Origin of the sequence: Streptococcus downii, assembly GCF_004353325.1 — a bacterium.
GTDB classification, from domain to species: domain Bacteria; phylum Bacillota; class Bacilli; order Lactobacillales; family Streptococcaceae; genus Streptococcus; species Streptococcus downii.
In genome coordinates this window covers 204,388-230,505 of record NZ_MZNX01000008.1, presented here as the reverse complement: position 1 = coordinate 230,505, position 26,118 = coordinate 204,388, and the positions used below count along the sequence as shown (strand labels likewise).

Below are 26,118 nucleotides of genomic sequence, written 5' to 3'. Positions count from 1 at the left end.
ATTTCTAGCAATGTTTTAGAAGTCACAGTATACTATTCCAGATTCAATCCGCTATATTAAATGGCTATCATGCTCTTTCCCAATTGATAAAAAGACTACGTTTTGCTAATCAAAACGCAGTCTCATCCACTATTTTATCTCACTGTCCTTCTTGTACTTCTTTGGTGGCTACATCTTCCCCAAACCATTTTTGACTAATTTCTTGGAACTTACCATCCTTGTAAAGACTAGAAAATCCTTCATTTATCTTATTAACCAGAGTTGTATCTTCCTTACGTGCTCCAACTGCAAAAGCTTCTGTTTCTAGTCCAACTGTAAAGACATTATAATCGTTTAAAACGCCTTCTGCTTCTAAATAATAGTTTGCATAGACACGATCAATCAATAGGCCGTCAATTCGATCGTTTTTCAAATCAATCAAGGCTTCATTAAAAGTTTGGTATTGATTCGCTTCATTATTAGCGACAATATCCTTCAAAATCGCTGGCTTTCCTTCAAAGTCCGCATAACCAGATGAACCAGCTTGAGCTCCCAAAGTCTTTCCAGTCATATCTTTTACAGTCGTGATACCTGACGATTTCTTAGTAACCAATACCTGCTCATTCTTCATATATGAGTTACTGAATGCTACCTTTTCACGACGTTCGTCTGTAGCTGAATAGCCATTCCAAATCAGATCAATCGTTCCTTTTGTCAATTCAGCTTCTTTCAAATCCCAATCAATCGGTTGCCAATTTACCGTAATTCCGTATTTTTCAAAAACAGCTGTAGCTAAATCAATATCAAATCCTGCATAGGAACCATCTTTCTGAGCAAATCCCATTGGAACAAAAGTACTATCAAACCCAATAGTAATAGACTTGTTAGACTCGTACTTAGACCAATTATCTCCACTAGTTTCACTAGAATTTTTCCCACAAGCTACTAAGAACAAAGCAGTCATTAGACTGACTAATACAAGCATCAATTTTTTCATCATTTTTCCTCCTATTTAGGCTCTACTTTTAATAATACATCTGCAATATTTTCAGCGAATTGTAAATCGTGGGTAACCACAATTTGCGTCATCCCAAGTTCTCTATTTTGCAAAATCAGTTTTTCCACTTCCAAGCGTAATTCTGGATCCAAGGCAGAAGTTGGTTCATCGTAACCAATGATTTCTGGGTCAATCATCATGGCACGCGCCAAAGCCACCCGCTGCTTTTGCCCACCTGATAGTGAGAAGGGATAAGCATCTGCGTGCCCTGCTAGTCCTAACTGTTCCAAGAGTCCACGCGCCTTCTTCTCAGCCTCTTCCTGCTTCATTCCCATAGTTTTCACAGGCGATAGGGTCAAATTGTCCAGAACTGATAAATGAGGGAAAAGTTGAAAATCTTGGAAGACAAATCCTAGTAGGTTGCGCTTTTCTAGTTCGTCTAAAGCTAGAGATTCACCGTTATAGTAGATTTCTCCAGAATCGATAGTTTCCAGTCCGGCTAACATACGTAATAAGGTTGTTTTTCCGCCTCCTGATGGACCTACGATTGCGAGGATTTGCTTTTCAGGAATTGATAGGCTGAAATTGGTTAAGATTTGTTTGCCACCAAAGGCCTTGTTGATGTTTCGTAATTCTAACATAGCAATCCTCCTATCTGTAATAACTGTACTTCTTCTCAACTTTTTTGGCAAGGATAGTCACAATACCAATCATGATCAAATAAATCACTCCAGCTAAAAACATAGGAATCAGACTAGCATCACGGTTGGCTGCTGTACGACTAGCCAAAATCAAATCTGAAATACCTAAGGCATAGACCAAAGAAGTATCCTTGACCAAACTCATGACTTCATTAAATACACTAGGAAGAACAATTTTGGTCACCTGTGGTAAGATAATATAGCGCACTGTGGCAAAAGGGCTAAACTTCAAGACCTTAGCAGCCTCATATTGCCCCTTAGGAATGGTATCAATCCCTCCACGGAAGATTTCAGCAAAGTAAGCTGCATAATTCAAAACAAAGGCAATAATAGCCGCAGGAAGGCGATCCAAACGAATCCCAATATTTGGGAGCACATAATAGATAAAGATCAATTGCAAGAGCAAGGGTGTTCCCCGCATGATCCAGATATAAATGTTGATCAGATAATGGAGGAGCTTCCAATGGACTTGCAAGGCAAAGGCAATCAAAACGCCCAAGGGAATAGAAAAAATCAAGACCAGTACAAAAACCTGTAAAGTCATGCTTGCACCGCTCAATAAACTCGGTAATATCTCAAACAAATAAGACATACTGTACCTCCTAAAAATAATTGTTCCTATTATAGCATAAATAAACAATTTAGCAAGGGTTATTGTAAAAAAATTCTGTTTCTTTTTGAAAATAAAAAACCGTATCCATCAAAATGACTAGATACAGTTTTGCTTTATTTATAGGATATTTTTAAAGTGTTTCTAGCAGTTCTTGCATCTGAACATCATCTGGAATCAGTTTTAAATATGCCTCTGCTTGCATCTTGGCTTCTTCAAAATACCCCAATTCACGCAAGAGATAAGTATATTGCTCCAGAAATTCGGGATTGTCCTTGAGGTCAGACGACAGTTCTTGATAGAGCTCATAAGCCTTATCTAAATCCTCGATTTTCTGATAAGAGCGTGCAATCATCCACTTGGTCAGGAGGTTTTCAGGTTTTTGACTTTGGAGAGCGATAATGTCCTCAAACCGCTCTTGTTCCATATAAATGGTTGCGAGACGAAGGAAAATTTCTTCCGTATCTTCTGCATCTTCTTTGGCAGTAAGGAGAAATTGCTCCGCACCGCTAGAATCATGCAATTCATACGAGAACTGAGAAGCAGCTAGCAGGAGACGAGTTTCAAATGGATTTTTCTCCAAACCCTGTTTAGCGATACGGAGAGCTTCTTCTATCTGATGTTCCTTGTGCAAGGATTGACTATAACCATACTCATATCCTTCAAAATCTGGCGAAATGGTATCAATCTGCTTAAAGTAGAGAGTTGATTTTTGATACTCTTCTTGGTCAAAGTAAAGACTAGCCAGTTCAAAGGCGGTTTGGTCATCGTATTCTAGTTCTAAAGCTTTTTCTAAGAATTCTGTAGCAGCTTCAAACTTGCCTAACTGGGCATAAGCGCAGCCAATTCGTTGGTAGGTTGAGACACCCGTTTGCTCATAGATGGAGCGATTGTCTAATTGGGCATAGCCCTGAATGGCTTCCTGATAATTTCCTAACTCGCTATCCAACTCAGCCAAACCAAAAACTAATAAGGGATCATCTGAGTAGTTTAGGGCTTCCAGTAACTTTTCACGTGCTACATCTGTCAATCCTTCCAACTGATAGAGGTCGGCCTTCAAGGCCAAAGCCGATACATACCAATCACTTTTAGGTGTGATTTCCTCGAGATAGGCAAAGGCTTCCTCAACATTGCCATCCTCACTTGCAATTGCAGCTAAGTTCAGATTCACTTCTGGAAATTCTGACACAATTTTTAGATAGATTTCCTTGGCTTGAGGATAGAAGCCAATTCCCTCAAGATAATTTGCTAGTTCGTAGAGAACTTCCATAGAATCAGTTTCAAGTGCTTTGCGAAAATACTGATCTGCTTTGTTTAAATCTTGGTCATCCAAAGCTTGGAGCATGTGTTGACTATTGTTCACTCTTGATTTCCTCCCCTTCTTCTTCATACAAACCGCTGACTTTTTTGTACCAGTTAAAGATAGCAGAGATAGCCACCTTAGCGGAGGCATAGACAGGGATTCCCAGCAAGACTCCCCAGATACCAAACATAGAACCTGAAGTTAGGAGAACAAAGAGGACATTAATCGGATGAATATTGAGTTGACTACCTAAAATAAGCGGTGAAACAAAACGCCCTTCAATCGTTTGTTCTAAGATAAAGACTATCACAACTTTCAATAGCATGACAGGTCCTGCTATTAAACCTAAAACAAGAGCAGGCAACATCGCTAGAAAACTACCCAGGTAAGGTACTAGATTGAGAATACCAGCCGTGATACCAAGTGTTACAGCATACCTGAGACCAATAATCTTAAAGAAGATAATAAACATAATCGCCACGATAATAGCAACTGTAACCTGCCCTCTAACGTAGTTTGACAACTGTTTATTAACATCTGACAAAACTTGTCCGACAGGTTCTTTTAACTTGTTTGGGATAAATTTAGTCAGGTAATCACGCAAGCCTTTCCCATCTCTCAAAAGATAAAAGAGCATAAAGGGTACGATAATGACCGCTACAATCACCTGAGAAACGCTACTGATAAAGGCGCTGACCCAGTTAACGGCTTGAGAAGAAATTTTGCTGGCCCATATCGTTGCTTCTGTAGAAACATTTGCAAGAACCTGCTCCAACTGCGGTCTAAAATCATCTGGCAAGCGTTTGGTTACAAGGTCATTGATAACCATATCAGCATCCTTAAGATAAGTCGGCACATTCTTCGCAAAATTTAAGACTTGGCGTTGCAGATTAGGAATTGCGACTGCCAGACCCCAAATGATAAAGAGTCCAATAATGACAAAAACAATACTAATGGCAAGGACACGATTGATCTTGTGTTTCTCCATCCAGTCCACAATCGGATTGAGGAGGTAATAAAGTAAACCAGATAAAATAACTGGCAACATGACAACCCCAAGAAAGTCTAAAACGGGTAAAAATATAAAACTAATCTTACTTAGAATGAAAATGTTTAGCCCCAGTAACAAGGTTACTAAAAATACAGTGATAGCTTTATTATCTAAAAACCACTTGAAGAACCAGGATAGGCTAAAATGTTTCTCTTTATGTTCCATAAATACATCCTTTCTGTCATTATTTCATTATACCATTTTTAATCTAAAATAACTCTTATTAAAGTGCTTACATAGATTAAACGAACACTTCCTGACTGTCATTTTGTGGTATAATGAACTTATCATTATTAAGAGGTATGGACATGAAAGAAACTGTTTATTTTGGAACTTATACTCGTCGCTCATCTAAAGGGATTTACAAGGCAGATTTTGATACAGAAACAGGCCAGCTTGCAAATCTTGAGCTTTTTGCTGCTGAACCAAGTCCGACCTACCTTGCCTTTGACCAACAGCAACACATATACACCGTAGGGAGTCAGGATGGCTTGGGGGGAATCGCTGCATACAAGACAGATGGCGCTTTGCTAAATCATGTGGTTGAAGAAGGCGCTCCCCATTGTTATGTGGCAGTGGATGAAAAGCGCAATCTCGTTTACGGAGCCAACTACCACAAAGGTCAAGTTCTGGTTTATCAGCGCCAAGCAGATGGTAGTCTCATCCAAACGGACCTGGATCAGCATAGTGGACATGGTCCTCACGAAAACCAAACTTCCCCACATGTTCACTTTACGAATCTAACACCTGACCAGTATCTCATCACATGTGACCTCGGTACTGACGAGGTGACGACCTATGATGTCAGCCCAGAAGGAAGACTAAGTAAACTCTCCACCTATCACAGCCAGTCTGGAGCAGGTGCTCGCCACATCGTTTTCCACAACCACTATAAGATTGCTTATCTCATCTGCGAACTAAATAGTACCATTGAAGTCTTGATTTACGATGGGGTTGGTGAATTTGAACGCATGCAAGTCATTTCAACCTTACCAGATGGATACGAAGATTTCAACGCTACTGCTGCTATTCGTCTTTCAAAAGATGGGAAATACCTTTATGCATCCAACCGAGGTCATGATTCCATTGCCGTCTATACAATCCTCGCTGATGGCAGTCTGGAATTATTAGAGATAGTACCAACACATGGACAAAATCCACGTGATTTCGACCTAACTCCTAATCAAGAATTTCTCATTGCAGTTCATCAAGATTCTGATAATGCAACCGTCTTTAAGCGTAATCCTGAAACTGGCCGTCTTGCAGAACTTTCTAACGACTTTCAGGTTCCTGAAGCAGTCTGCATCCACTTTGCGAACTAAGATAATCAAAAAATGAACTTGAGATTCAAGTTCATTTTTTGATTATAGTTTATTTCCGACATTGATACGGTTAATGGCACGTTGAAGAGCAATCTTAGCGCGACGCTCTTGGTCAATCAAGTGTTTGTCTTGTGCTTCTTCGATTTCACGTTCTGCACGAAGTTTAGCACGTTCAGCACGACTAACATCGATATCACGTGCACGTTCAGCAGAGTCAGCAATAATGGTAATCACATTATTGGCAATCTCAATGATTCCTCCGTTTACTGCAATCCAGTTCACATGAGTATCATCATCGATGCGTTTGACCTTTACTTCATCAACCGCTAAAACCGCAATCATATTTTCATGTCGTGGCAAGATCCCCATCTCACCATCCAGAGTTCGTACCGATACAAAGCTGGCATGGTGATCATAGACGAGGCCATCTGGTGTCACGATCTGGACAGTTAAATGAGCCATAGATCACCTCTTAAAATCCCATTTTTTCAGCCTTAGCAATAACGTCTTCGATTGAACCAACTCCACGGAAGGCATCTTCTGGCAAGTGGTCATGTTTACCATCAAGGATTTCCTTGAAACCACGAACTGTTTCTGCTACTGGTACATAAGAACCAGGTTGACCAGTAAATTGCTCCGCAACGTTGAAGTTTTGTGACAAGAAGAACTGGATACGACGAGCACGCGCAACCAGGGTCTTTTCTTCATCAGAAAGCTCATCCATACCAAGGATGGCAATGATATCTTGCAATTCATGGTAACGTTGAAGGACACGTTTGACTTCCGCAGCAACTGCATAGTGTTCTTCTCCGACAATCTCAGGTGCCAAGGCACGAGAGCTTGAAGCCAACGGATCAACGGCTGGGTAAATCCCCAATTGTACCAACTTACGTTCCAAGTTAGTCGTTGAATCCAAGTGAGCGAAGGCTGTCGCTGGCGCTGGGTCAGTATAGTCATCCGCTGGCACGTAGATGGCCTGAATAGAGGTTACAGAACCCTTCTTGGTTGATGTGATACGTTCTTGCAATTGCCCCATTTCCGTAGCAAGTGTTGGTTGGTAACCAACGGCTGATGGCATACGACCCAAAAGGGCAGATACTTCTGAACCAGCTTGAGTGAAACGGAAGATATTATCGATAAAGAGAAGCACGTCTTGGCCTTCTACATCACGGAAGTATTCGGCGATTGTCAAACCAGTAAGGGCAACACGCATACGTGCTCCTGGTGGCTCATTCATCTGACCAAATACCATGGCGGTTTTCTCGATAACGCCTGATTCTTTCATTTCCCAGTAAAGGTCGTTCCCTTCACGAGTACGTTCCCCAACACCAGTAAATACTGAAATACCACCATGTTCTTGAGCAATGTTGTGAATCAATTCTTGGATCAAGACAGTTTTACCAACTCCGGCACCACCGAAAAGTCCAACTTTACCACCTTTTAGGTAAGGGGCAAGAAGGTCGATAACCTTGATCCCTGTTTCCAAGATTTCAGATGAGGTAGACAATTCATCAAAAGTTGGAGCTTTCTTATGAATTGGCTGACGCTCAGCGTCTTCAGCGAAAGGAGCATCCAAGTCAATAGTATCCCCCAAAACGTTGAAGACACGTCCCAAAGTTTCTTTACCTACTGGCACAGAGATTGGACGGCCTGTGTCCAAAACTTCCATACCACGAGTCAAACCATCTGTTGATTCCATGGCGATAGTACGGACCATACCATCACCCAACTCCAAGGCTACTTCAAGGACGATTTTTGTTTTTCTTTCGTCATTTTTGTAGACGACAAGTGCATTGTTAATCTCAGGAAGTGGTTCCCCAGCTGCAAACAAAACGTCTACAACGGGTCCGATAACCTGAGCAATTTTACCTGAACTCATCTCCTTCTCCTATTCTATATAAGATACTGTCGGTTCCTAGTTTACCTAGGGCCTAAGTTCATTTTGATACCTACAGGGTAAGGCCTTATTCTAAGGCACTAGCCCCCGCTACGATTTCTGTAATTTCTTGTGTAATCGCCGCCTGTCTAGCACGGTTATACTGGATTGTCAAATCATTGATGACCTTTTTGGCATTATCGGTCGCCGTTTGCATGGCTGTCATACCTGCAGCATTTTCAGCTGTCTTGGCATCGATAATAGCCCCGTAAATCATACTTTCAGCATACTGTGGCAACAATTGCTCTAGAATCTCATCACGGCTCGTTTCCAACTCAAATGTCAAGCTATACTCTTCATCCGCTTCATTTGGATCCAAGTCAACAATCGGAAGCATTTGTTCCACACGCATTTGACTTGTGAGAGTATTGACATGATGGTTGTAGCAGACGTATAATTCATCAAAAAGTTCGTTTTGGTACATCTCAATCGTTTTTGAAATAATTTTACGAACTTCATCAAAACTAGGCTGATCTGCCAAGCCACGTAGTTCATAGATTGGCTGAATACCTCGAGCCTTAAAGAAATCAGCTCCCATACCACCGATACAGATTATCTCAAAATCTTTACCATCTGGATGGTATTCTTCTTTCAACTCCATAACGGCTTTAAGGATGGAAGCATTATAACCTCCAACCAAGCCACGGTCTGAAGTGATAACGATATAGCCTGTTTTCTTAACTGGGCGACTGATGAGCATCGGATTGGTTGAACCACCAGATCCGTTACCATGCAGAATATCCGTCAAAAGCTTACGGACCTTCTGAGCGTAAACTTGAAAGTTGCGCGCTGCTTCTTCAGAGCGACCTAACTTGGCAGCCGATACCATTTGCATGGCATTAGTGATTTGACTCGTATTTTTGGTTGAGGCGATTTTTGTTTTAATATCATTTAGAGATACTGCCATCTGACACCTCTATTCTTATTGGAAGCTGGATTGATTGAGAAACTCTGTAATCGCAGCATCCAAGACTGCTTCATCTGGCAAGTCTTTTGTTTCACGAATAGTTTCCAAAATCTCTGGATGTTGTGCATCAAAGAAAGTATGGAACTCTTCCTCAAAACGAACAATGTCATCTACTGGAATCGTATCCAAGAAACCATGTGTCAAAGCATAGAGAATGGTTACTTGTTTCTCAACAGGTAGTGGTTTATGAACAGGTTGTTTCAATACTTCCACAGTACGACGTCCACGGTTTAACTTAGCCTGTGTTGCTGCATCCAAGTCAGAACCAAACTTAGTGAAGGCTTCCAACTCACGGTATGAAGCAAGGTCGATACGAAGTGTACCAGCTACTTTCTTCATGGCTTTGATTTGTGCAGAACCACCTACACGGGATACAGATGAACCCGCATCGATGGCTGGACGAATACCCGCATTGAAGAGACCATCACCAAGGAAGATTTGTCCGTCAGTGATAGAAATCACGTTGGTTGCGATATAGGCAGAGATATCTCCCGCTTGTGTCTCGATAAATGGTAGGGCTGTAATAGATCCACCACCAAGTTCATCAGAAACTTTAGCTGAGCGCTCAAGCAAACGGCTGTGAAGATAGAAAACATCCCCTGGGAAGGCTTCACGACCTGGTGGACGACGAAGCAAGAGGGAAAGCTCACGATACGCGACCGCTTGTTTTGAAAGATCATCATATACGATCAAAACATGCTTGCCTTGGTACATAAACTCTTCTGCCATAGCAACCCCAGCATAAGGAGCTAGGAAGAGCAATGGAGATGGTTGTGAAGCAGAGGCAGTCACAACGATTGTGTAATCCAAGGCACCATACTGACGAAGTGTTTCTACTTGCGTACGAACTGTTGATTCTTTTTGTCCAATCGCTACATAGATACAGATCATATCTTGCCCTTTTTGGTTCAAGATTGTATCAATTGCAATGGTTGTTTTCCCTGTCTGACGGTCACCGATAATCAACTCACGTTGACCACGACCAATCGGTACAAGCGCGTCAATAGCTTTCAAACCTGTTTGCAATGGTTCTGATACAGACTTACGTTGCATAACGCCAGGAGCCGGCGCTTCTACTGGACGAGACTTATCAGTATGGATTTCTCCAAGACCGTCAACTGGACGACCAAGTGGATCCACAACACGTCCAATAAGGCTCTCACCAACAGGAACTTCCATGATTTTACCTGTACGGCGAATGGTATCGCCTTCACGAATATCTGTAAAGTCACCTAGGATGATAATCCCAACGTCTGTTGACTCCAAGTTCTGCGCCATCCCATAAGAGCCGTTTTCAAAAATCAACAGCTCCCCACTCATGGCATTTTCAAGGCCGTGAGCACGCGCAATTCCGTCCCCGATATAGGTTACAACACCTGTTTCAGATACATCAAAATTGGGTTTGAAATTTTCAATTTGTTGCTTAATTAAAGCGCTGATTTCTTGTGCGTTAATTGCCAAAAGAACACCACTTTCTATTTCAAATTTTCTTTAACAACTCGAAGTTGTTGTTTAATACTCACATCAATTGTCTTGTGATTAGCAAAAATGACAAAACCACCAATGAGTCCTTCATCAATTTGTTCTTTGACGCTCCGCACTTTCAGAGACATTTTTTTCTCTATCAATGGGAGCAGACGTTCCTTCTGTTCATCTGTTAAAGGATGAGCTGAAGAAATCGTGACTACAAAACGATTGGTCTCTTTTTCAAGGCGATTCAAACAATCTGCAATTACTTCATAAAAAAGATTTGCTCTGTGATTGTAAACCAGAACTTGAATAAAGTTTTGCATTAAAGGTGACACAGAGTCTTGAAAGAAACGAACTGTTTTTTCCTTATCTGACTCATCGACTGCCACCTGAGCTAAAAAAGAAGGTAAACCCGTTTCTTCTGCGACTTGCTTGATTTGATCCAAGTCTGAAAAAATCCGGTCCTCTTCTCCTTTTTCAATCACTAATTGGACAAAAGGCATGCTGTACTTTTCAATGACCTTTGCTGTTTTCTTGTCCATTAGGCTTCTCCTAGCTGATCGATATACTGATCAATGAGTTCCTTATGGGCATGACTGTCAAGGTTTTGTGAGATGATTTTCCCAGCTAGACTAACTGTCAAATCTGCCACCTCGCCCTTAACACTTTGTAAAGCTTCAGCTTTATTTTGCGCAATTTCTTGGTTGGCTTTTTCTTTTAAGCGCCCTGCTTCAAGTTTAGCTTCGGCTAAAATATCGGCTTTACTTTTCTCAGCAGTTCCCTTTGCATTCTCGATAATCGTTTTAGCTTCGGTACGGCTACCTGCTAACTCAGCTTCACGTTGGTTAGCTAGTTCCTCAGCCTTTTTACGGGCTTCCTCGGCACCATCAATATCTGAAGAAATCTTTTCAGCACGTTCATCCAAGATGCTGGAAATATTTCCCCAAGCATATTTTTTCACTAAAAAGATTAATAAAAGGAAGGAACCAGCGATAAGAATAAAGTCACCGATAATGGTACTAATAGTTAAATCCATCTTCTAATCCTCCTCTACTTACTCTTCCCCTTCATTTATTTTTTTACCAATGTACATAGATGACAACATGGTAAATACATAAGCCTGAATACATGAAATGAAAATTGAAAAGGCTGTCCATAACATGTTTGCGATAAAGGCAAAAGGATACCAATACAAAGCATTTTGTGACAAGGCTAATAGCAATCCAGCTAAGACCTCACCGGCAAAAATATTTCCGTAGATCCGAATCGCCAAGGAAGCAAAATTGGTGAACTCTTCTAAAATGTTCATCGGAGTCATAAAGCCAGGTGTAACAAATGCTCTCAAATATTCTTTAACGCCTCTACGACGAACTCCTTCTACATGGGCGATCAAAGTGATCAAGAATGATAGGGATAAATCGTATCCAAGGTTGGCTGTTGGAGAAGTCCACAAGTTATAACCGTTTGTTGTTTGTACTTTTGCCATTAAGCCGATATTATTGGCAACCAAGATAAACAGAAATAGAGAAAACAGAAATAAGGAATAATCCTTGATGTATGATTCTCCAATGTTTGGTTTGGTAAAACCAATCACAAAGTCGTAAATCATCTCAAGAGCATTTTGTTTGCCCTTTGGACGGATGGTCATTTTACGACTTGCCCAGTAGACAAAGGCAAAAACCATCAAAACAGTTACAAGAGACATGGCAAGCAGGGTCAAATCAAAGGATATTGGTCCAATATTAACGGTTGGATTCAAACTTTCTTCCATGGTTTGACACCTCCATTTCTAAATAGAGTTGTCTATTTAATGACAAATGACATCGCCAAGGTTACAAAGAATGTTCCTTCGATAAAGGCAATCCCCATGATCATCAAACTACGCAATTGTGGGATGATATCTGGTTGGCGTGCTGCAGACTTGAACAAACCGTTCATCAAAAATCCTTCTGCAAGGGATACACCCATACAGGCAAGACATAGACCGAAAAATGTTAAATTCATGATGAATTCTCCTTTTATTTAAAATTTACTTACTTAGTTTAGTCCTAAAATTTGTTTTTGTCAACTTTTTACTTACGTTGGAAGCGTTTCAGATGATTTATTTTTATTTTTGCTATTTTTATACCACTGTATAGATAAGTTTCTCATTTTATGATGAAATGTGTTTCCACTTTCTCTATATTTTCCGAAATAAATTGAAAAATCCAAGTTTAGAACTTGGATAGATTCATTTTATTTGAAATAGTGGGAATAGTGTTGTTTACACCCTGGATTAAATGGAGATTTGCAATAAGGGCAGGCTATCTGCTTTTGATATTCTTGAAATGTTATTGTCCTCATACAAGCCCCACATAAAATCGGTCGATCCTCAGAAAGCGCCAAAGGATAGGGCGAAAAAACATGCGTTTCTATAGCATTGTGGCACTGATAGCAAGCATAATATTTTTTACACTCATAGCACTGAAGAGAAACGATGTCCTTTTCGCCATGATAATGAACACATCTGCCTTCATCATCAACTAACAAACCTTGTGCTTGATTCATTCACTTTTCCTTCTCTAGGCACGAACTGTGACGCTGGTTCCATCTTCTTTATAGAGATTGATAAGACCTTCCTTGAGAGCGCGAACCATGTCCCCAGCTTGAACAGGTTGTGGGACTTTAATTGTCAAGAGTTCCATTGGATTTGGAGCACGGTCAATTTTATTACCCTTGGCATCATGAAGGTCTTCGATATAAGTCTCAAAATGACGGAAACCTGGTCCATAAAACTCGACTTGATCGCCTTCGTTGATGACATTCCGTTGACGAATGGTTGCCGTTTGAGTCGCATCATCGTACGCAACCACTTCAGCGACAAACTTGTATTCAGGAATTTTACGACGAGCGCCAAATAACTGTTCGTTTTCTGTAGGTGTACCATAGTAGAAACCTGTTGCCAGTTCACGCTGAGCAACCTTCCACATCTCGTCTACCAAGTCCTGTTTGATGGCTTCAAATTTCTCAGGACTTTCAAGATAAGCATCTACAGCCGCCTTGTAACAGTTAGTCACTGTTGAAACATAGTGGATAGATTTCATGCGGCCTTCAATCTTAAGACTGTCTACACCGTTTTCAATCATATCTGGAATATGGTCAATCATGGACATGTCAACGGCTGACATTGAAAATTCTTCTGGAATTTCACCTTTAAGACTCTTACGTTCTTGACCAAAAGGCATGTCGTAAAGATCGTATTTCCAACGGCAAGACTGTGAACAACCACCACGGTTGGCATCACGCATACTCATGTGGTTTGAGAGCGTACAGCGACCTGAGTAGGAAATACACATGGCTCCATGGACAAAGGCCTCAATCTCAACATCTGTACGTTTGCGAATCTCTGCCAATTCCTCCATTGAAACTTCACGGGCCAAAACCACGCGAGTTAGACCAAGTTCTTTCCAGAACTCAAGAGTTTCATAGTTGGTCGCACTGGCTTGAGTTGAAAGGTGGATTTCTAGACCTGGTGCTTCTGTTGCTGCAATCATAATCAAGGCCGGATCTGACACGATAACTGCTGCAATCCCGATGTCACGCAACTTACGGAACCATTCTCCAGCACCAGCTTCGTTTCCTTCGTGCATAACCATGTTAGCAGCCACATAGACCTTGGCACCGTACTTAGCAGCAAACTGCACGCCTTCTTCCATCTGTTCAAAGGTGAAGTTTCCTGCACGGCTACGAAGACCATAGGCCTGTCCACCGATGAAGACTGCGTCCGCACCATATTGAACAGCTACTTTCAGCTTCTCTAAAGTTCCTGCAGGTGATAAAACCTCAGGACGTTTTAATGTTTTTGTCATTTTTTCTCCTATTTGCAATATAAAAGTTTGACGTTTTTCCTTCTCATTTTATAGTAAATAAGCGATAAAATCAAGCCTAGGCAGATTGTTTTGACAATTCTAATCTTTTCTAAAACAAAAAACTAGCCTTTCTAGACTAGTTATTTTCAAGATAAAATTCAAAGCGTTCGCCCACGTATTGACTCTTTACATATTCAAAAGCCGTCCCATCTTCAAGATAAGAGACCTGAGTCAAGGCTAAAATGGCATGCCCCTTTTCAATTTCTAGGTAATGAGCAATTTTTTCCTTAGCCAACTTCGCATAAATGGTCTGTTGGGATTTGCCAATCCGGTAGCCATGTTCCTGCAAGGTTTGAAAGAAGTGACTAGTTACTTCTTCTTTCTTAAAATTTTTAATGAACTTTTCGGGGATAGAAGCTACTTCATAGACTAACGGAACTTGGTCAGCATAACGCACCCGTTCCATACGGATGATATTTTCAGTTGGTGAAATACCTAGCTTTGCCACTTCCTGCTCGTTGGGAATGGTTCTTCTGTAAGAAATAAGTTGGCTGGAAGGTACTTTGCCCTGAGATTTGACAATCTCCGTAAAACTGGTTGTCCCTCTCATTTTTTCTTGGACACGAGTGCTGGAGACAAAAGTCCCACTTCCTACACGACGCTCCAAAACTCCTTCCTCAACCAAGAGAGAGATAGCTTGGCGTAATGTCATCCGGCTAACTTGAAACTGTTCCGCTAAATCTCGCTCACTTGGAAGTCTCTCTCCGATTTTCCAATGATGCTCATCTATATCCTTCTTGATTTGATCGTGGATTTTCATATAAGCTGGTAACATGATTCTCACTTCTTTTCTATATTTTCTCTATTGTACCGTATTTAATTAGAAAAAGTCAAACTTTGCCTTGTTTAGTTGGTAATTCGCCCCTATTTGTGATAGAATATTGAAAAAGATATTTCTTTTGAGAAAGGAAAAAGATGAGCAACATTTCAACTGATTTGCAAGATGTCGAAAAAATCATCGTGCTGGACTATGGTAGCCAATACAACCAGCTGATTTCACGCCGTATCCGTGAGATCGGTGTTTTTTCAGAGCTAAAAAGTCACAAAATCTCAGCCGCAGAGGTTCGTGCGATAAACCCTGTAGGAATTATCCTCTCTGGTGGACCAAACTCTGTATATGAAGATGGTTCATTTGATATTGACCCAGAAATTTTTGAACTTGGTATTCCAATTTTGGGAATCTGCTACGGTATGCAACTTTTAACTCATAAACTTGGAGGAAAAGTTGTCCCTGCGGGTGATGCTGGTAACCGTGAGTATGGCCAATCACCACTTACCCATACCACTTCTGCCCTCTTTGAAGGGACTCCTGAAGAACAGATTGTTTTGATGAGCCATGGCGATGCTGTTACAGAGATTCCAGCTGATTTCGTTCGTACTGGAACTTCTGCTGACTGTCCTTATGCAGCTATTGAAAACCCTGATAAGCACATCTATGGTATCCAATTCCACCCAGAAGTTCGCCATTCTGTATACGGGAATGATATCCTTCGCAACTTTGCCCTTAAAATCTGTAAAGCTAAAGGTGACTGGTCAATGGACAACTTTATCGATATGCAGATCAAGAAAATCCGTGAAACTGTAGGTGACAAGCGCGTTCTTCTCGGCCTATCAGGTGGTGTTGACTCTTCTGTTGTTGGAGTTCTTCTTCAAAAAGCAATCGGTGATCAATTAATCTGTATCTTTGTAGACCACGGTCTTCTTCGTAAGGGAGAGGCTGACCAAGTTATGGACATGCTTGGTGGTAAGTTTGGTTTGAATATTGTCAAAGCTGATGCTTCAAAACGCTTCCTTGATAAACTTGCCGGCGTTTCTGACCCTGAACAAAAACGTAAAATCATCGGTAACGAGTTTGTTTATGTCTTTGATGACGAAGCAAGCAAGCTCAAAGATGTAAAATTCCTTGCTCAGGGAACGCTTTACACTGACGTGATTGAGTCTGGTACAGATACTGCTCAAACCATCAAATCACACCACAATGTTGGTGGTCTTCCAGAAGACATGCAGTTTGAACTCATCGAACCACTCAACACTCTTTACAAGGACGAAGTTCGTGCCCTTGGTACAGAGCTTGGTATGCCAGACCACATCGTATGGCGCCAACCATTCCCAGGACCAGGGCTTGCTATCCGTGTCATGGGCGAAATCACTGAGGAAAAACTTGAAACTGTTCGTGAGTCGGATGCCATCCTTCGTGAAGAAATTGCTAAAGCAGGTCTTGACCGTGATATCTGGCAATATTTCACTGTCAACACAGGCGTTCGTTCAGTAGGTGTTATGGGTGACGGTCGTACATATGACTACACCATTGCCATTCGCGCTATCACTTCTATCGATGGTATGACAGCTGATTTTGCCAAGATCCCTTGGGAAGTCCTTCAAAAAATCTCTGTACGTATCGTAAACGAAGTAGACCACGTTAACCGTATCGTCTACGATATTACAAGTAAACCACCAGCAACCGTTGAGTGGGAATAGAGTTAATGAGTTAAAAAAAGCCTAGAAATCAATATTTCTAAGGCTTTTTATTTTGCTTTAACAACAATTTAACAACAAAAACTATTTTTCAGTATTTAAACCTAATATCATTTTAACCTTTTTGGTACTTTCTATATACATACCTTTCTTAGACTTGCTAACAATTCTAGCATAATCTGTATTATCCTCACACAATTCATAAACACGGTAAAAATCATTATTATATTCAAACTCACTAATCAAATCTATTTCTTTATTTATTATTTCCTTACTACCTAAATTTTCTGAATACTTCCTGAGCTCTATTAACCAATTAAACACCTATTAATCAATTTTTAAATGTATCTTACCCTTCACTACATCCGGTATATATTTTGAAGTAATCTCATATTCAATCGTTTGAGGAACATTCTCAAACATTAGTATCGATGGAAATGCCATTGAGGAGTTATGTTTCAAATACTCAATGCCAAATCTTAAAATATCAAATTCTGAATTTGTAAAATTTTTATATATAAATATGTGTTCTAAAGAGTTTTTATAGTTGTATTTTTGATCTTCATAACTGGGTTTTGTAATATATGTGAGAGACGGATTAATATTAATTCTTTCTATATTTGATGGGATTATTTGAAAATAAGAGTAAGCATCAACTGAGTCACTTTCTTCAATTTTAAATAGCAATTCATCTAATTCAATTTCCTGTATCTCCTCAATTATGTTCTCTCCTGGATAAAGTAAGTTATTATGTTTTAATAGACAACCTTTTGGTACCATTAGTTTTACATCAATATCTTCATCATATGTTTTTCCTAAGTTAGAAACGATTAGTTCGACAAATTTAATGTTATCTATGTATGTGAAATATTCAATATACTCTTTGTAAGATATTATTTCCCAATATAATTTGTTTAATTTAGAAAAGCGTTTCTTTTCCCTATCAGACCCTATATACGAAGGACTACTGTTACCGAAAGGAATTTTTACCTGAAATTTATCTTTCCTTAAATTTCCTAAGTACCAAAAATTTTCATGTAGTTTGATTTGGTTTTCTTTAGCGAAATTATTTATAGTATCTTTGAATTCATCACTAATAACCACAGGATCAGCCATTTTATAAAGAAAATCAACATTCGCATCTTCTTTTGAATGTATGATCAACTGTTTAGTTTTATCTTCTAATATACCTGATTCTTCAGAAATTACGGTACTGTTTAGTTCATCTATATATTCATTAATCCTACTTTGCTTTTCATTGATAAATTTTGACTCCAGTAAACTAAATTGTTTAGGTAAAACATTTTCGTCAGATAATGTATTTTTATCCCTTATTGTCACAAACGGTTTTATATTTTTGTTTTGATAAGTTTCTTTTTCTGAAATTAATTTTAAAAAATAAAGTGATAGATGATTTGTAAAAAGCCTTTGAAAATCACTCTCGTCATTAACTATAAAAAATATCCCTCTATCTTTATATCTTTCTTTAAATTCTTGCACTTTTTCATATTGCTTAATGTCTATATTAGACGGAATTATCGGAGCTTCTAAAAAGTACATAAAAACTTGTTTATCAGCTGATAGCATCTCCTCAATTTCTTCTTCCGTTCCTGATCCATAATTATCTGTTGCTGTACCAAATCTTGTCCAAAATATAGCAACAGCTGCATCACATTCCCTAACAATTTGCTTATTCAATAATTCCTGTGGTTTATCACCTGATTCAGGAAAGCTATCCGTTGACCAATGCTTGATTGATACTTGTATATTATTCAAACTACCATATAGTTTATTAAAATTATCAACAGCTTCCTTAATTAATTGAAGATAGCCAGTAACATCCCCGGGACACGAAATTAATAAATCGTAAATAGTCACTCCTTCTCTTGGCATCCATGTATCCTCCGAAAATTTAATACTATACAAATCTAACCTATTATAATTATAAATCAAAAAAACAATAAAATCAAATTCTCTTACTGTTTTATTGGCTATAAACAATTGGAAATGAATGGTTTAGAACAAAGGTATCTACAACACAAAAGAGTAAATTAGGCTATGTTAATAGCATTTATCCCTTAGCGACTGCTCTTGTAGAAACTTATGGCAATACTGTAAAGCCCTATTGGAAAAAAGATGATATTAATAAGGCAACAGAGAAAGCCAGTAATCGTATAGTGAGATTTATCTTTGGATAAAAAATAGTGTAGGCTGAAGAGAATTCTTTAAAACTAGCTTGCTACAATTATTCTTTGTCAGATTTAAATGAAGTAACAATAGAAAATAAGAACGGAAATAGATTTTCCTGTAAGATAATACCGCTGGAGCATGAACTTCAGTGGTATTATTTTTTATGATTTCAATATTAGGAAAATTTCTCAACCTCTACTCTCCTTTTTAAATCCCTAAAACCATGATATAATATAGTAAGTATAAGTCCAATAACCTGACTATAAAAGTCAGCGATAAAGATTTCTTACATCATCCGTAAGTGTTATTCTACTCTGATTCATACTATAATGAAAGTAACAAAAGATGGAGGTGTTTCATATGGAAACAATTTTACGAGTAGAATCATTAACAAAGCATTATGGAAAAGAGCCGAATATCACTAAGGCCTTGAACGGCATATCTTTTCAAGTTGTCAAAGGTGAGTTCTTAGGGATTATGGGGAGCAGTGGTTCTGGGAAAACAACCCTTCTTAACTGTCTCGCCACTATCATCAAGCCAACTGACGGCTCCATTCAAATGCAAGAAAAGGATTTAAGTCAATTAAAAGGTAGTCAGTTAGCTGATTATCGTGGTAAGGAAATCGGTTACCTCTTTCAAAATTTTGAGCTTTTGGACAATCTGACAGCCAAAGAAAATATTTTACTTCCCTTGTCTTTGCACAAGGTCGATGCCAACGAAAGCAAGGTTCGGTTAGAATTGCTTTCCCAATATCTGGATATTTCTGAACTTCTGGATAAGTTCCCATCTCAATTATCGGGTGGTCAACGGCAAAGGGTAGCTGCTGCGCGTGCTTTGATTTTAGACCCTAAAATTGTATTTGCAGACGAGCCCACAGGGGCTTTGGATTCAAAAAATGCAAGCATTTTGATGCAGAAACTATCTGAAATGAATCAAATGGAAAAAACCACCATTCTCATGGTTACCCACGACTCGGTCGCTGCTAGCTTTTGTAATCGCATCCTGTTTATCCAAGATGGAAAACTATTCCATGAAATCCGACGAGATTATCCAAGAGAAAGTCAAGAAGATTTTTACCACAGAATATTAAAGGTCATGGCAGCGCTAGCTGGAGGTGATGGCAATGTTTTCTAAATTAGTCTCAAGAAATAGCAAGAGAGATCGAAAGAATAACGGCTTGTATTTCAGTTCTATGGTTCTTTCTATTATCTCCTTTTACATCATCCTTTCTTTGTCTCATCAAGATGTGATGCTCTTTCTAAAACAAATAGAAAGTGTCGCTGTAAATAAACTCTTTAGCATGATTCCTATTCTTTACGTGGCAACGCTCTTTATTCTCTTTTTTCTAGTCTACTTCGCAAGCAGTATGCAGATGGAAAGGAGAAAACATGAATTTGGTGTCTATCTCACACTGGGAATGCGAAGAAGCAAACTGTTCTTGCTACTTCTGCTCGAGGATTTGAGAAACAGTGTCCTTGCCCTTGGAATAGGCCTTCCTATTTCCATCTTAATTTCAGAATTGATTAGCCTAATAACCGCTAAAATTGTGGGACTAGGGATTATTGAACATCAATTTTCTCTATCTACCACAGCTATACTCTATACAGTCATCGGATTCCTAGCCGTCAAATTAGCTGTTTTTGTCCTTCTAAGTGCAAAGACAGCCAATAAGGAAATCGGAAACCTGCTATCCTATTCTCCTTCTGGGATGAAAAAACTACTCCCCAAGGGTGTGTACCTTCTTGCTTCTGTCCTCGGAATTTTACTTCTTGGAACAGCCTATTACTTGGGTATGAGTGGACGAGCTTGGGAGAGTGTCATAACAATGGGCATCACCGTTCTCTTAGGAACTCTGGGAACTATCCTATTCTTCTTTGGTATGCGTTTATTTATAGACTTTTTGGTCAAGCTTGGAAACAATCGAAAACTTCATGCCTATAATTTTAGACAGATTCAGGAATTAGTTATCCAGCGCTCAACTATACTGGCTGTCTGCTCCCTCTTAATCTTCTCTGCCTTGTGCCTCTTTGGAGCAGGTGTTGCTATTGCAAGTGGCAATTCAGGCAATCAAACCCACGTATTGGATTATACATTTAGAGATAGCAAGCAGGAAACAGATGAAAATCTTGATATAGACACAGTTAAAAAAGAGCTTGAAGCTGCAGGACTAGCATCACAGTTTTCAAAGATTCTACAAATCAAAGTCGGCAAACCGAAAGAACATGAGTCCGTGTCCTTTGAACAGTTCATCAAGGTGTTGAAAGAGCAAAAAGACAGTAAAAACAAGGAAATCTTAGTCCATAATTTCCAAAAATATATAAGTTGCCACCTTTTGCCACTCTCTGAATACAATGAGCTTAGAAAGGCTGCCAATCTCCCTCCTCTAGAATTAACTAGTAAGGAAGCCTACTTGTATATGGGGAAAGATTTTCTCCCTGATGAAAACTTGGTTAACTCTGTTCTGAAAGCAAACCCTCAAATCAAAGTCATGGGAAATGATATAAAATTGATTGGAGAGGTACAGTCTTTACCAATTGTAACGGACCGTGAGGTAACCCTCTCTGTCGCTCTCATAGTCCCAGATGAAACCTTTATGAGCTATACTGAAAGTAAATACTCAAACTATGTCAGTGGCATCCTGGCTCCTGATTTGGTCAAGGAAAAAGGCCTGATGAGAGCTATCTCAGATACGAATGAAAAGCTAAATCAAACCTCTCTTGGCTATGAAAGCTATATACAAAATATGGGAAGACAATTGTTTTACATCATCTCTGCCAGCTATGTCACCATCTATCTGGCTATCATCTTCCTTGTTGTGGCAAATACAATCATTGGCGTGCAATTTTTGATGGGACAAAGACAATCCTACAGACGATACCAAACCTTGATTCATCTTGGCGCCAACTACGAAACTCTTTGTAAATCGTCAGAAAAGCAAGTCAACTGGTATTTCGGTCTACCAATAGTCCTTGCACTTATCAGTAGTAGCTTCGGTGTGAGCTCCCTCCTCACAGGAATAGTGCCAGCTAGTGCAAGAATGGACATGGGGCAGAAATTTATCACAGCCATGCTGATCGTACTGCTCTTAGCTGGTTTTGAAGTCATCTATATCAGAATTGTAAAGAAAAATAGTAACAAGTACTTGTTATCCTTAATGGAACCAAAAAGAGAAGAATAAAATTTAAAAAGCGAGGAAAAGGAGGAACCGATATGAAGCATATTCTGGTAATTGAAGATGAAGCCTTGATTCGAGATGAAATTGTCATCTTGTTAGAGAAAGCGGGTTATCAAGTTGATAAGTTGACTGACTTCAAAGATACAACCCAGCAAGTGCTGCAATACGATACGGATCTAATCATACTGGATTTGAATTTACCGGGAGAAACTGGCTTTCAAATTTGTAAAAATCTCAAATCAAAACGCTCTGTGCCCATATTGATTCTCACCTCTCGTGAACAATTAAAAGATGAAATCCACGCTCTAAAATTAGGGGCAGATGAATATCTAACAAAGCCTTTCAAGAAAGAAAGATTTTTGGCACGCATAGAAAATATCTTGAAACGCTATGAAGGTAGACAAAATTTGCTTGAAAAAGATAATTTCCTGCTGGATAGAAATACCTATACCCTTTATATCAATGGACATTCGATTTTACTCCCTCAAAATCAAGGGAAATTGTTAGAAACCTTATTAGTGGCAACTGATTCTGTCGTCACAAAAGAAGAACTAAGCATGAAACTGTGGAATACAACTGAGTTCATCGATGAAAATGCTCTTCAAGTAAATATTGCAAGGCTCAAAAAGGTGATGAAACAGGCTGGTATTGACCTTCAAGTCAAGTCCGTCAGAGGTATTGGTTACAAGCTAGAAGAGGTAAGTCCAGATGAAATATAATCTAAAATATCTAGCTACTTATCTGCCTTGGTTACTTGTTCTTTTAGTATTTGATCTATTTACAGCTGTCCTGCTTTGGCTTTCAGATGTGAGAATGTTTCAAGCCCTCATCCTTCTCTATATTTTAGCCACCGTCCTGCTCTTTTTCATCCTATCATTCCTACTGATAAGAAAAGAAAGAAAAAAATCCGCTGCCTATAAAGCCTTCATAGCCAATCCTAAGATCGATACTGAGCTTGAATTATTGCATTTATCAAGTGCCTCAGAGAAAGAAAGCATTGAAAAAATGGCAGATACACTTTATCAAAAGCAGGCTGAAATAGGAAAGCTCAACTCATTACTAGCCGAGTACGAGGACTATGTTGAAAAATGGGCACATGAGATTAAACTCCCTCTATCGCTTCTTTCCCTCCTTTTGGACAACCAAAGCGACCAACTGCCGAAGGATACAGCATTTAAGTTGGACTATGTGAAAAATCAAATTCAAGGAAATGTATCACAAATCCTATTCTACTATAGGGTGAAAAGTGAGAAAAATGATTTTCTATTTGATGACCTTGACCTAAAAGAATGTATCCAAGATCTTTTGGAAAACTTTGATCCCTTGCTCAAAGAAAAGAATTTTACGATTCAGCTAGAAAATATACAAGGAACCTGCTACACTGATCAACGCAGTTTTGAATTTATCCTCTCCCAAATCCTCGCCAACGCCCTTAAATACAGCTCTGACAAGCCCAAACTCAGTATTTCTATGTCAAGAGACAAGGGGCGCACAAGTCTGATTATTAGGGATAATGGCTGCGGAGTTAAAGCTTGCGACCTCCCTCATATCTTTGAAAAAGGCTTTACAGGTGATTCAGGAGAGACAAGGAAAAAATCAACAGGCATGGGTCTCTATCTGGTCAAACAATTAGCAGATGCTTTAAAAATCGAAATCACAGTAAAATCCGAATGGATGCAAGGATTTGAAATCACTCTTTCTATTTAGTAATTTTTGATTAAGAAAATTACCTAATCATAGAAAGTACATATTTTATATAAAAAAGGAAAGCACTTCTGCTTCCCTTTTTATTTGCGTTTTTTCTTAGCTTTTTTCATCTTGTTGGCCATACGTTTCATAGACTGTTTCATGGCAAATTCACCGATTTTACCTTTAAGTCCGCCACCAAACATCTGGCTCATATCTGGCATTCCAGCTCCTCCAAGAGCTGACATATCTGGCATGCCACCTTGTCCCATCATTCCTTCAAGGGCAGACATATCCATCCCGCCCATATTTGGCATATTTTTAGGGAGGTTATTTGGATTGATGCCCATTTGTTTCATCATCTTGTTCATATCACCAGACATGACCCCTTGCATGAGCTGTTTGGCCTGATTAAAGTCCTTGATGAATTTATTGACTTCGACAAAGGTATTTCCAGAACCTGCAGCGATACGACGGCGACGACTTGGATTTAACAAATCAGGATTTTCACGCTCCTCAGGAGTCATCGAAGATACGATGGCACGTTTACGAGCAATCTGGCGCTCATCCACCTTCATATTTTGAAGGGCTGGATTGTTAGCCATACCTGGAATCATCTTAAGCAAATCTTCCATTGGCCCCATGTTTTGCACCTGATCCAATTGATCGATGAAATCATTGAAATCAAAGGTGTTTTCACGCATCTTCTCAGCCATTTCAAGGGCTTTTTGCTCATCGTATTCCTGAGAAGCTTTCTCAATCAAAGTGAGCATATCCCCCATACCAAGGATACGGCTAGACATACGGTCTGGGTGGAAGGTTTCAATATCCGTGATCTTTTCACCCGTACCAGTGAACTTGATAGGTTTACCAGTGATATGGCGAACGGACAAAGCAGCACCGCCACGAGTATCCCCATCAATCTTGGTAAGGATGACCCCAGTCACTTCTAACTGAGCATTAAACTCACGGGCAACATTGGCTGCTTCTTGACCAATCATGGCATCAACTACGAGCAGAATTTCGTTTGGTTGAGCCAAGGCTTTTACGTCACGAAGCTCATTCATGAGGAGTTCGTCAATCTGCAAACGCCCTGCCGTATCAATCAAGACATAGTCGTTGTGATTGGCCTTCGCTTGCTCCAAACCTTGGCGAACAATCTCAACAGCTGGTACTTCTGTTCCAAGTGCAAAGACAGGAACATCAATTTGCTGTCCAAGTGTTTTCAACTGATCAATGGCAGCTGGACGATAAATATCCGCCGCAATCATCAAAGGACGTGCATTTTCTTCCTTCTTGAGTTTGTTAGCCAGCTTACCAGCAAAGGTTGTTTTACCAGCCCCCTGCAAACCGACCATCATGATAATCGTAGGAATCTTAGGTGACTTGATAATTTCTGCCGTATCAGAACCTAAAACAGCTGTCAGTTCCTCGTCAACGATTTTGATAATCTGTTGGGCATGATTGAGGGTATCAATGACCTCATGTCCGACAACACGTTCACGAACCTTCTTGATAAAGTCCTTTACAACAGGCAAGGCAACGTCGGCTTCAAGCAAGGCCAAACGAATCTCTTTAGTCGCTTCTTGGACATCAGCCTCAGAGATTTTTCCTTTTTTACGTAGATTTTTAAAGACGTTCTGCAAACGTTCTGTTAAACTTTCAAATGCCATTTTTTTCTCCTATTTACTCAATTCAGTGGAAATCGTCCGAAATGTTGCAAACACTCAAGTTCTTCGGGTGTGATTTCTTTCATGATTTCATTTGGATATCCCCAACAGCTAAAACCTATTTTCATAGCTTTGGAGATATCATTGGGCGAGATAATCTGTAGTCGAGTAGGAAATGGTTCCTCTGCGGCTAATAGTTTGCAAGGTAATCCTTGATAAATAACTAGACTGCCCATGATTACTCCCGATTGTCAATACTTGTTAAAATTTCTATCTGCTCCTGCAGAAAATCATCCTTGGGATACTGCTCCAAGATCTGGTCAAAAATCTGACTGCGGACAATGTAGTCTGAGTACATGTGTAATTTCATCTCATAGTCTTCCAAAATCTTTTCTGTCCGCTTGATATTGTCGTAAACAGCTTGACGACTAACACCGAACTCTTCAGCAATCTCAGCAAGACTGTAATCATCTGCATAGTAGAGTTCAATATAATTCATCTGCTTATCTGTCAAAAGCGCAGCATAAAATTCAAAAAGCGCATTCATGCGATTGGTTTTTTCGATTTCCATAACTTTTATTATACCAAAAAATCTATCATATCGCTATACTAGAAGGCCTTCTTAAAAAAATAGAATGAAAAAAGAACCTTGCAAGGCAAGATTCTTTTAGTGTCTGA

The 26,118-nt window shown here is 39.5% G+C and carries 27 protein-coding genes; 6 read left to right on the top strand and 21 right to left on the bottom strand.

Going from position 1 to position 26,118, the window contains the following annotated elements:
• Positions 1 to 139: 139 nt before the first annotated feature.
• From E2R31_RS05490 to E2R31_RS05470, 5 genes are all read right to left on the bottom strand, one after another.
• On the bottom strand, positions 140 to 976 hold the full coding sequence (locus E2R31_RS05490; protein WP_038805646.1) for an amino acid ABC transporter substrate-binding protein: 837 nt from the start codon (positions 974 to 976) through the stop codon (positions 140 to 142).
• Positions 977 to 987: 11 nt separating this feature from the next.
• On the bottom strand, positions 988 to 1,617 hold the full coding sequence (locus E2R31_RS05485; protein WP_000891749.1) for an amino acid ABC transporter ATP-binding protein: 630 nt from the start codon (positions 1,615 to 1,617) through the stop codon (positions 988 to 990).
• A gap of 10 nt (positions 1,618 to 1,627) precedes the next feature.
• Positions 1,628 to 2,269 carry an amino acid ABC transporter permease gene (locus E2R31_RS05480; protein WP_132973261.1) on the bottom strand — a complete coding sequence of 214 codons (642 nt, stop codon included), beginning with the start codon at positions 2,267 to 2,269 and terminating at the stop codon, positions 1,628 to 1,630.
• A 151-nt stretch (positions 2,270 to 2,420) separates the two neighbouring features.
• Positions 2,421 to 3,650 carry a tetratricopeptide repeat protein gene (locus E2R31_RS05475; protein ID WP_165941794.1) on the bottom strand — a complete coding sequence of 410 codons (1,230 nt, stop codon included), beginning with the start codon at positions 3,648 to 3,650 and terminating at the stop codon, positions 2,421 to 2,423.
• Positions 3,640 to 4,806, bottom strand: coding sequence for an AI-2E family transporter (locus E2R31_RS05470; RefSeq protein ID WP_132973259.1), 1,167 nt, complete (start codon positions 4,804 to 4,806; stop codon positions 3,640 to 3,642). Before E2R31_RS05470 ends, E2R31_RS05475 begins: the two co-directional genes overlap by 11 nt.
• Before the next feature lie 143 nt (positions 4,807 to 4,949).
• On the opposite strand from E2R31_RS05470, the gene E2R31_RS05465 reads away from it, so the two are divergent.
• Entirely contained in the window at positions 4,950 to 5,963 is a 1,014-nt protein-coding gene (locus E2R31_RS05465; protein ID WP_132973257.1) for a lactonase family protein, read from the top strand.
• Positions 5,964 to 6,005: 42 nt separating this feature from the next.
• On the opposite strand, the gene E2R31_RS05460 is transcribed toward E2R31_RS05465, so the two are convergent.
• The 11 genes from E2R31_RS05460 to E2R31_RS05410 form a co-directional block, all read right to left on the bottom strand.
• Positions 6,006 to 6,425, bottom strand: coding sequence for a F0F1 ATP synthase subunit epsilon (locus tag E2R31_RS05460; protein WP_006148659.1), 420 nt, complete (start codon positions 6,423 to 6,425; stop codon positions 6,006 to 6,008).
• A gap of 10 nt (positions 6,426 to 6,435) precedes the next feature.
• Positions 6,436 to 7,842 (bottom strand): F0F1 ATP synthase subunit beta, encoded by a 1,407-nt coding sequence (atpD, locus tag E2R31_RS05455; RefSeq protein ID WP_125395032.1) that lies wholly within the window; start codon positions 7,840 to 7,842, stop codon positions 6,436 to 6,438.
• Positions 7,843 to 7,927: 85 nt separating this feature from the next.
• Positions 7,928 to 8,806 (bottom strand): F0F1 ATP synthase subunit gamma, encoded by an 879-nt coding sequence (locus E2R31_RS05450; protein ID WP_000301228.1) that lies wholly within the window; start codon positions 8,804 to 8,806, stop codon positions 7,928 to 7,930.
• A 15-nt stretch (positions 8,807 to 8,821) separates the two neighbouring features.
• Positions 8,822 to 10,327: a F0F1 ATP synthase subunit alpha gene (gene atpA / locus E2R31_RS05445; RefSeq protein ID WP_044020865.1), complete on the bottom strand. Its 1,506-nt coding sequence runs from the start codon at positions 10,325 to 10,327 to the stop codon at positions 8,822 to 8,824.
• A gap of 14 nt (positions 10,328 to 10,341) precedes the next feature.
• On the bottom strand, positions 10,342 to 10,878 hold the full coding sequence (locus tag E2R31_RS05440; RefSeq protein ID WP_000358986.1) for a F0F1 ATP synthase subunit delta: 537 nt from the start codon (positions 10,876 to 10,878) through the stop codon (positions 10,342 to 10,344).
• Positions 10,878 to 11,372, bottom strand: a complete 495-nt coding sequence (gene atpF, locus E2R31_RS05435) for a F0F1 ATP synthase subunit B (protein ID WP_044020867.1) — start codon at positions 11,370 to 11,372, stop codon at positions 10,878 to 10,880. Before atpF ends, E2R31_RS05440 begins: the two co-directional genes overlap by 1 nt.
• A gap of 18 nt (positions 11,373 to 11,390) precedes the next feature.
• On the bottom strand, positions 11,391 to 12,107 hold the full coding sequence (atpB, locus tag E2R31_RS05430; RefSeq protein ID WP_000392938.1) for a F0F1 ATP synthase subunit A: 717 nt from the start codon (positions 12,105 to 12,107) through the stop codon (positions 11,391 to 11,393).
• Between the two features lie 32 nt (positions 12,108 to 12,139).
• Positions 12,140 to 12,340: a F0F1 ATP synthase subunit C gene (locus E2R31_RS05425; protein ID WP_001054551.1), complete on the bottom strand. Its 201-nt coding sequence runs from the start codon at positions 12,338 to 12,340 to the stop codon at positions 12,140 to 12,142.
• 231 nt (positions 12,341 to 12,571) lie between these two features.
• On the bottom strand, positions 12,572 to 12,883 hold the full coding sequence (locus tag E2R31_RS05420; RefSeq protein ID WP_080978772.1) for a CHY zinc finger protein: 312 nt from the start codon (positions 12,881 to 12,883) through the stop codon (positions 12,572 to 12,574).
• A gap of 14 nt (positions 12,884 to 12,897) precedes the next feature.
• Entirely contained in the window at positions 12,898 to 14,184 is a 1,287-nt protein-coding gene (locus E2R31_RS05415; RefSeq protein WP_000169101.1) for a peptidase U32 family protein, read from the bottom strand.
• 136 nt (positions 14,185 to 14,320) lie between these two features.
• Positions 14,321 to 15,019, bottom strand: coding sequence for a GntR family transcriptional regulator (locus E2R31_RS05410; protein ID WP_132973255.1), 699 nt, complete (start codon positions 15,017 to 15,019; stop codon positions 14,321 to 14,323).
• 140 nt (positions 15,020 to 15,159) lie between these two features.
• On the opposite strand from E2R31_RS05410, the gene guaA reads away from it, so the two are divergent.
• Positions 15,160 to 16,722: a glutamine-hydrolyzing GMP synthase gene (guaA, locus tag E2R31_RS05405; RefSeq protein WP_000065696.1), complete on the top strand. Its 1,563-nt coding sequence runs from the start codon at positions 15,160 to 15,162 to the stop codon at positions 16,720 to 16,722.
• An 81-nt stretch (positions 16,723 to 16,803) separates the two neighbouring features.
• Here guaA and E2R31_RS05400 read toward each other — a convergent pair whose 3' ends face one another.
• Together E2R31_RS05400 and E2R31_RS05395 are read right to left on the bottom strand one after the other, a co-directional pair.
• Positions 16,804 to 17,043, bottom strand: a complete 240-nt coding sequence (locus E2R31_RS05400) for a hypothetical protein (protein WP_084947901.1) — start codon at positions 17,041 to 17,043, stop codon at positions 16,804 to 16,806.
• Positions 17,044 to 17,046: 3 nt separating this feature from the next.
• A complete protein-coding gene (locus E2R31_RS05395; protein WP_084947899.1) occupies positions 17,047 to 18,612 on the bottom strand; it encodes a hypothetical protein in 1,566 nt (521 codons plus the stop codon).
• Between the two features lie 657 nt (positions 18,613 to 19,269).
• Between E2R31_RS05395 and E2R31_RS05390 the strand changes: the two genes are divergently transcribed.
• Genes E2R31_RS05390 through E2R31_RS05375 form a run of 4 tightly spaced genes read left to right on the top strand, consistent with a single transcriptional unit; the run spans position 19,270 to position 23,791 of the window.
• Entirely contained in the window at positions 19,270 to 20,043 is a 774-nt protein-coding gene (locus E2R31_RS05390; RefSeq protein WP_132973253.1) for an ABC transporter ATP-binding protein, read from the top strand.
• Positions 20,033 to 22,087: an FtsX-like permease family protein gene (locus E2R31_RS05385; RefSeq protein WP_132973251.1), complete on the top strand. Its 2,055-nt coding sequence runs from the start codon at positions 20,033 to 20,035 to the stop codon at positions 22,085 to 22,087. The genes E2R31_RS05390 and E2R31_RS05385 overlap by 11 nt, the downstream gene beginning before the upstream one ends.
• Before the next feature lie 32 nt (positions 22,088 to 22,119).
• Positions 22,120 to 22,803, top strand: a complete 684-nt coding sequence (locus tag E2R31_RS05380; RefSeq protein WP_132973249.1) for a response regulator transcription factor — start codon at positions 22,120 to 22,122, stop codon at positions 22,801 to 22,803.
• Positions 22,793 to 23,791, top strand: a complete 999-nt coding sequence (locus E2R31_RS05375) for a sensor histidine kinase (RefSeq protein ID WP_132973246.1) — start codon at positions 22,793 to 22,795, stop codon at positions 23,789 to 23,791. Before E2R31_RS05380 ends, E2R31_RS05375 begins: the two co-directional genes overlap by 11 nt.
• A gap of 80 nt (positions 23,792 to 23,871) precedes the next feature.
• On the opposite strand, the gene ffh is transcribed toward E2R31_RS05375, so the two are convergent.
• From ffh to E2R31_RS05360, 3 genes are read right to left on the bottom strand one after another with little or no spacing between them, the layout of a single operon-like run.
• Positions 23,872 to 25,443: a signal recognition particle protein gene (gene ffh / locus E2R31_RS05370; RefSeq protein ID WP_132973244.1), complete on the bottom strand. Its 1,572-nt coding sequence runs from the start codon at positions 25,441 to 25,443 to the stop codon at positions 23,872 to 23,874.
• Positions 25,444 to 25,460: 17 nt separating this feature from the next.
• Positions 25,461 to 25,676: a hypothetical protein gene (locus tag E2R31_RS09990; RefSeq protein ID WP_000535217.1), complete on the bottom strand. Its 216-nt coding sequence runs from the start codon at positions 25,674 to 25,676 to the stop codon at positions 25,461 to 25,463.
• Between the two features lie 2 nt (positions 25,677 to 25,678).
• Positions 25,679 to 26,011 (bottom strand): putative DNA-binding protein, encoded by a 333-nt coding sequence (locus E2R31_RS05360; RefSeq protein ID WP_000402061.1) that lies wholly within the window; start codon positions 26,009 to 26,011, stop codon positions 25,679 to 25,681.
• Positions 26,012 to 26,118: the final 107 nt, after the last annotated feature.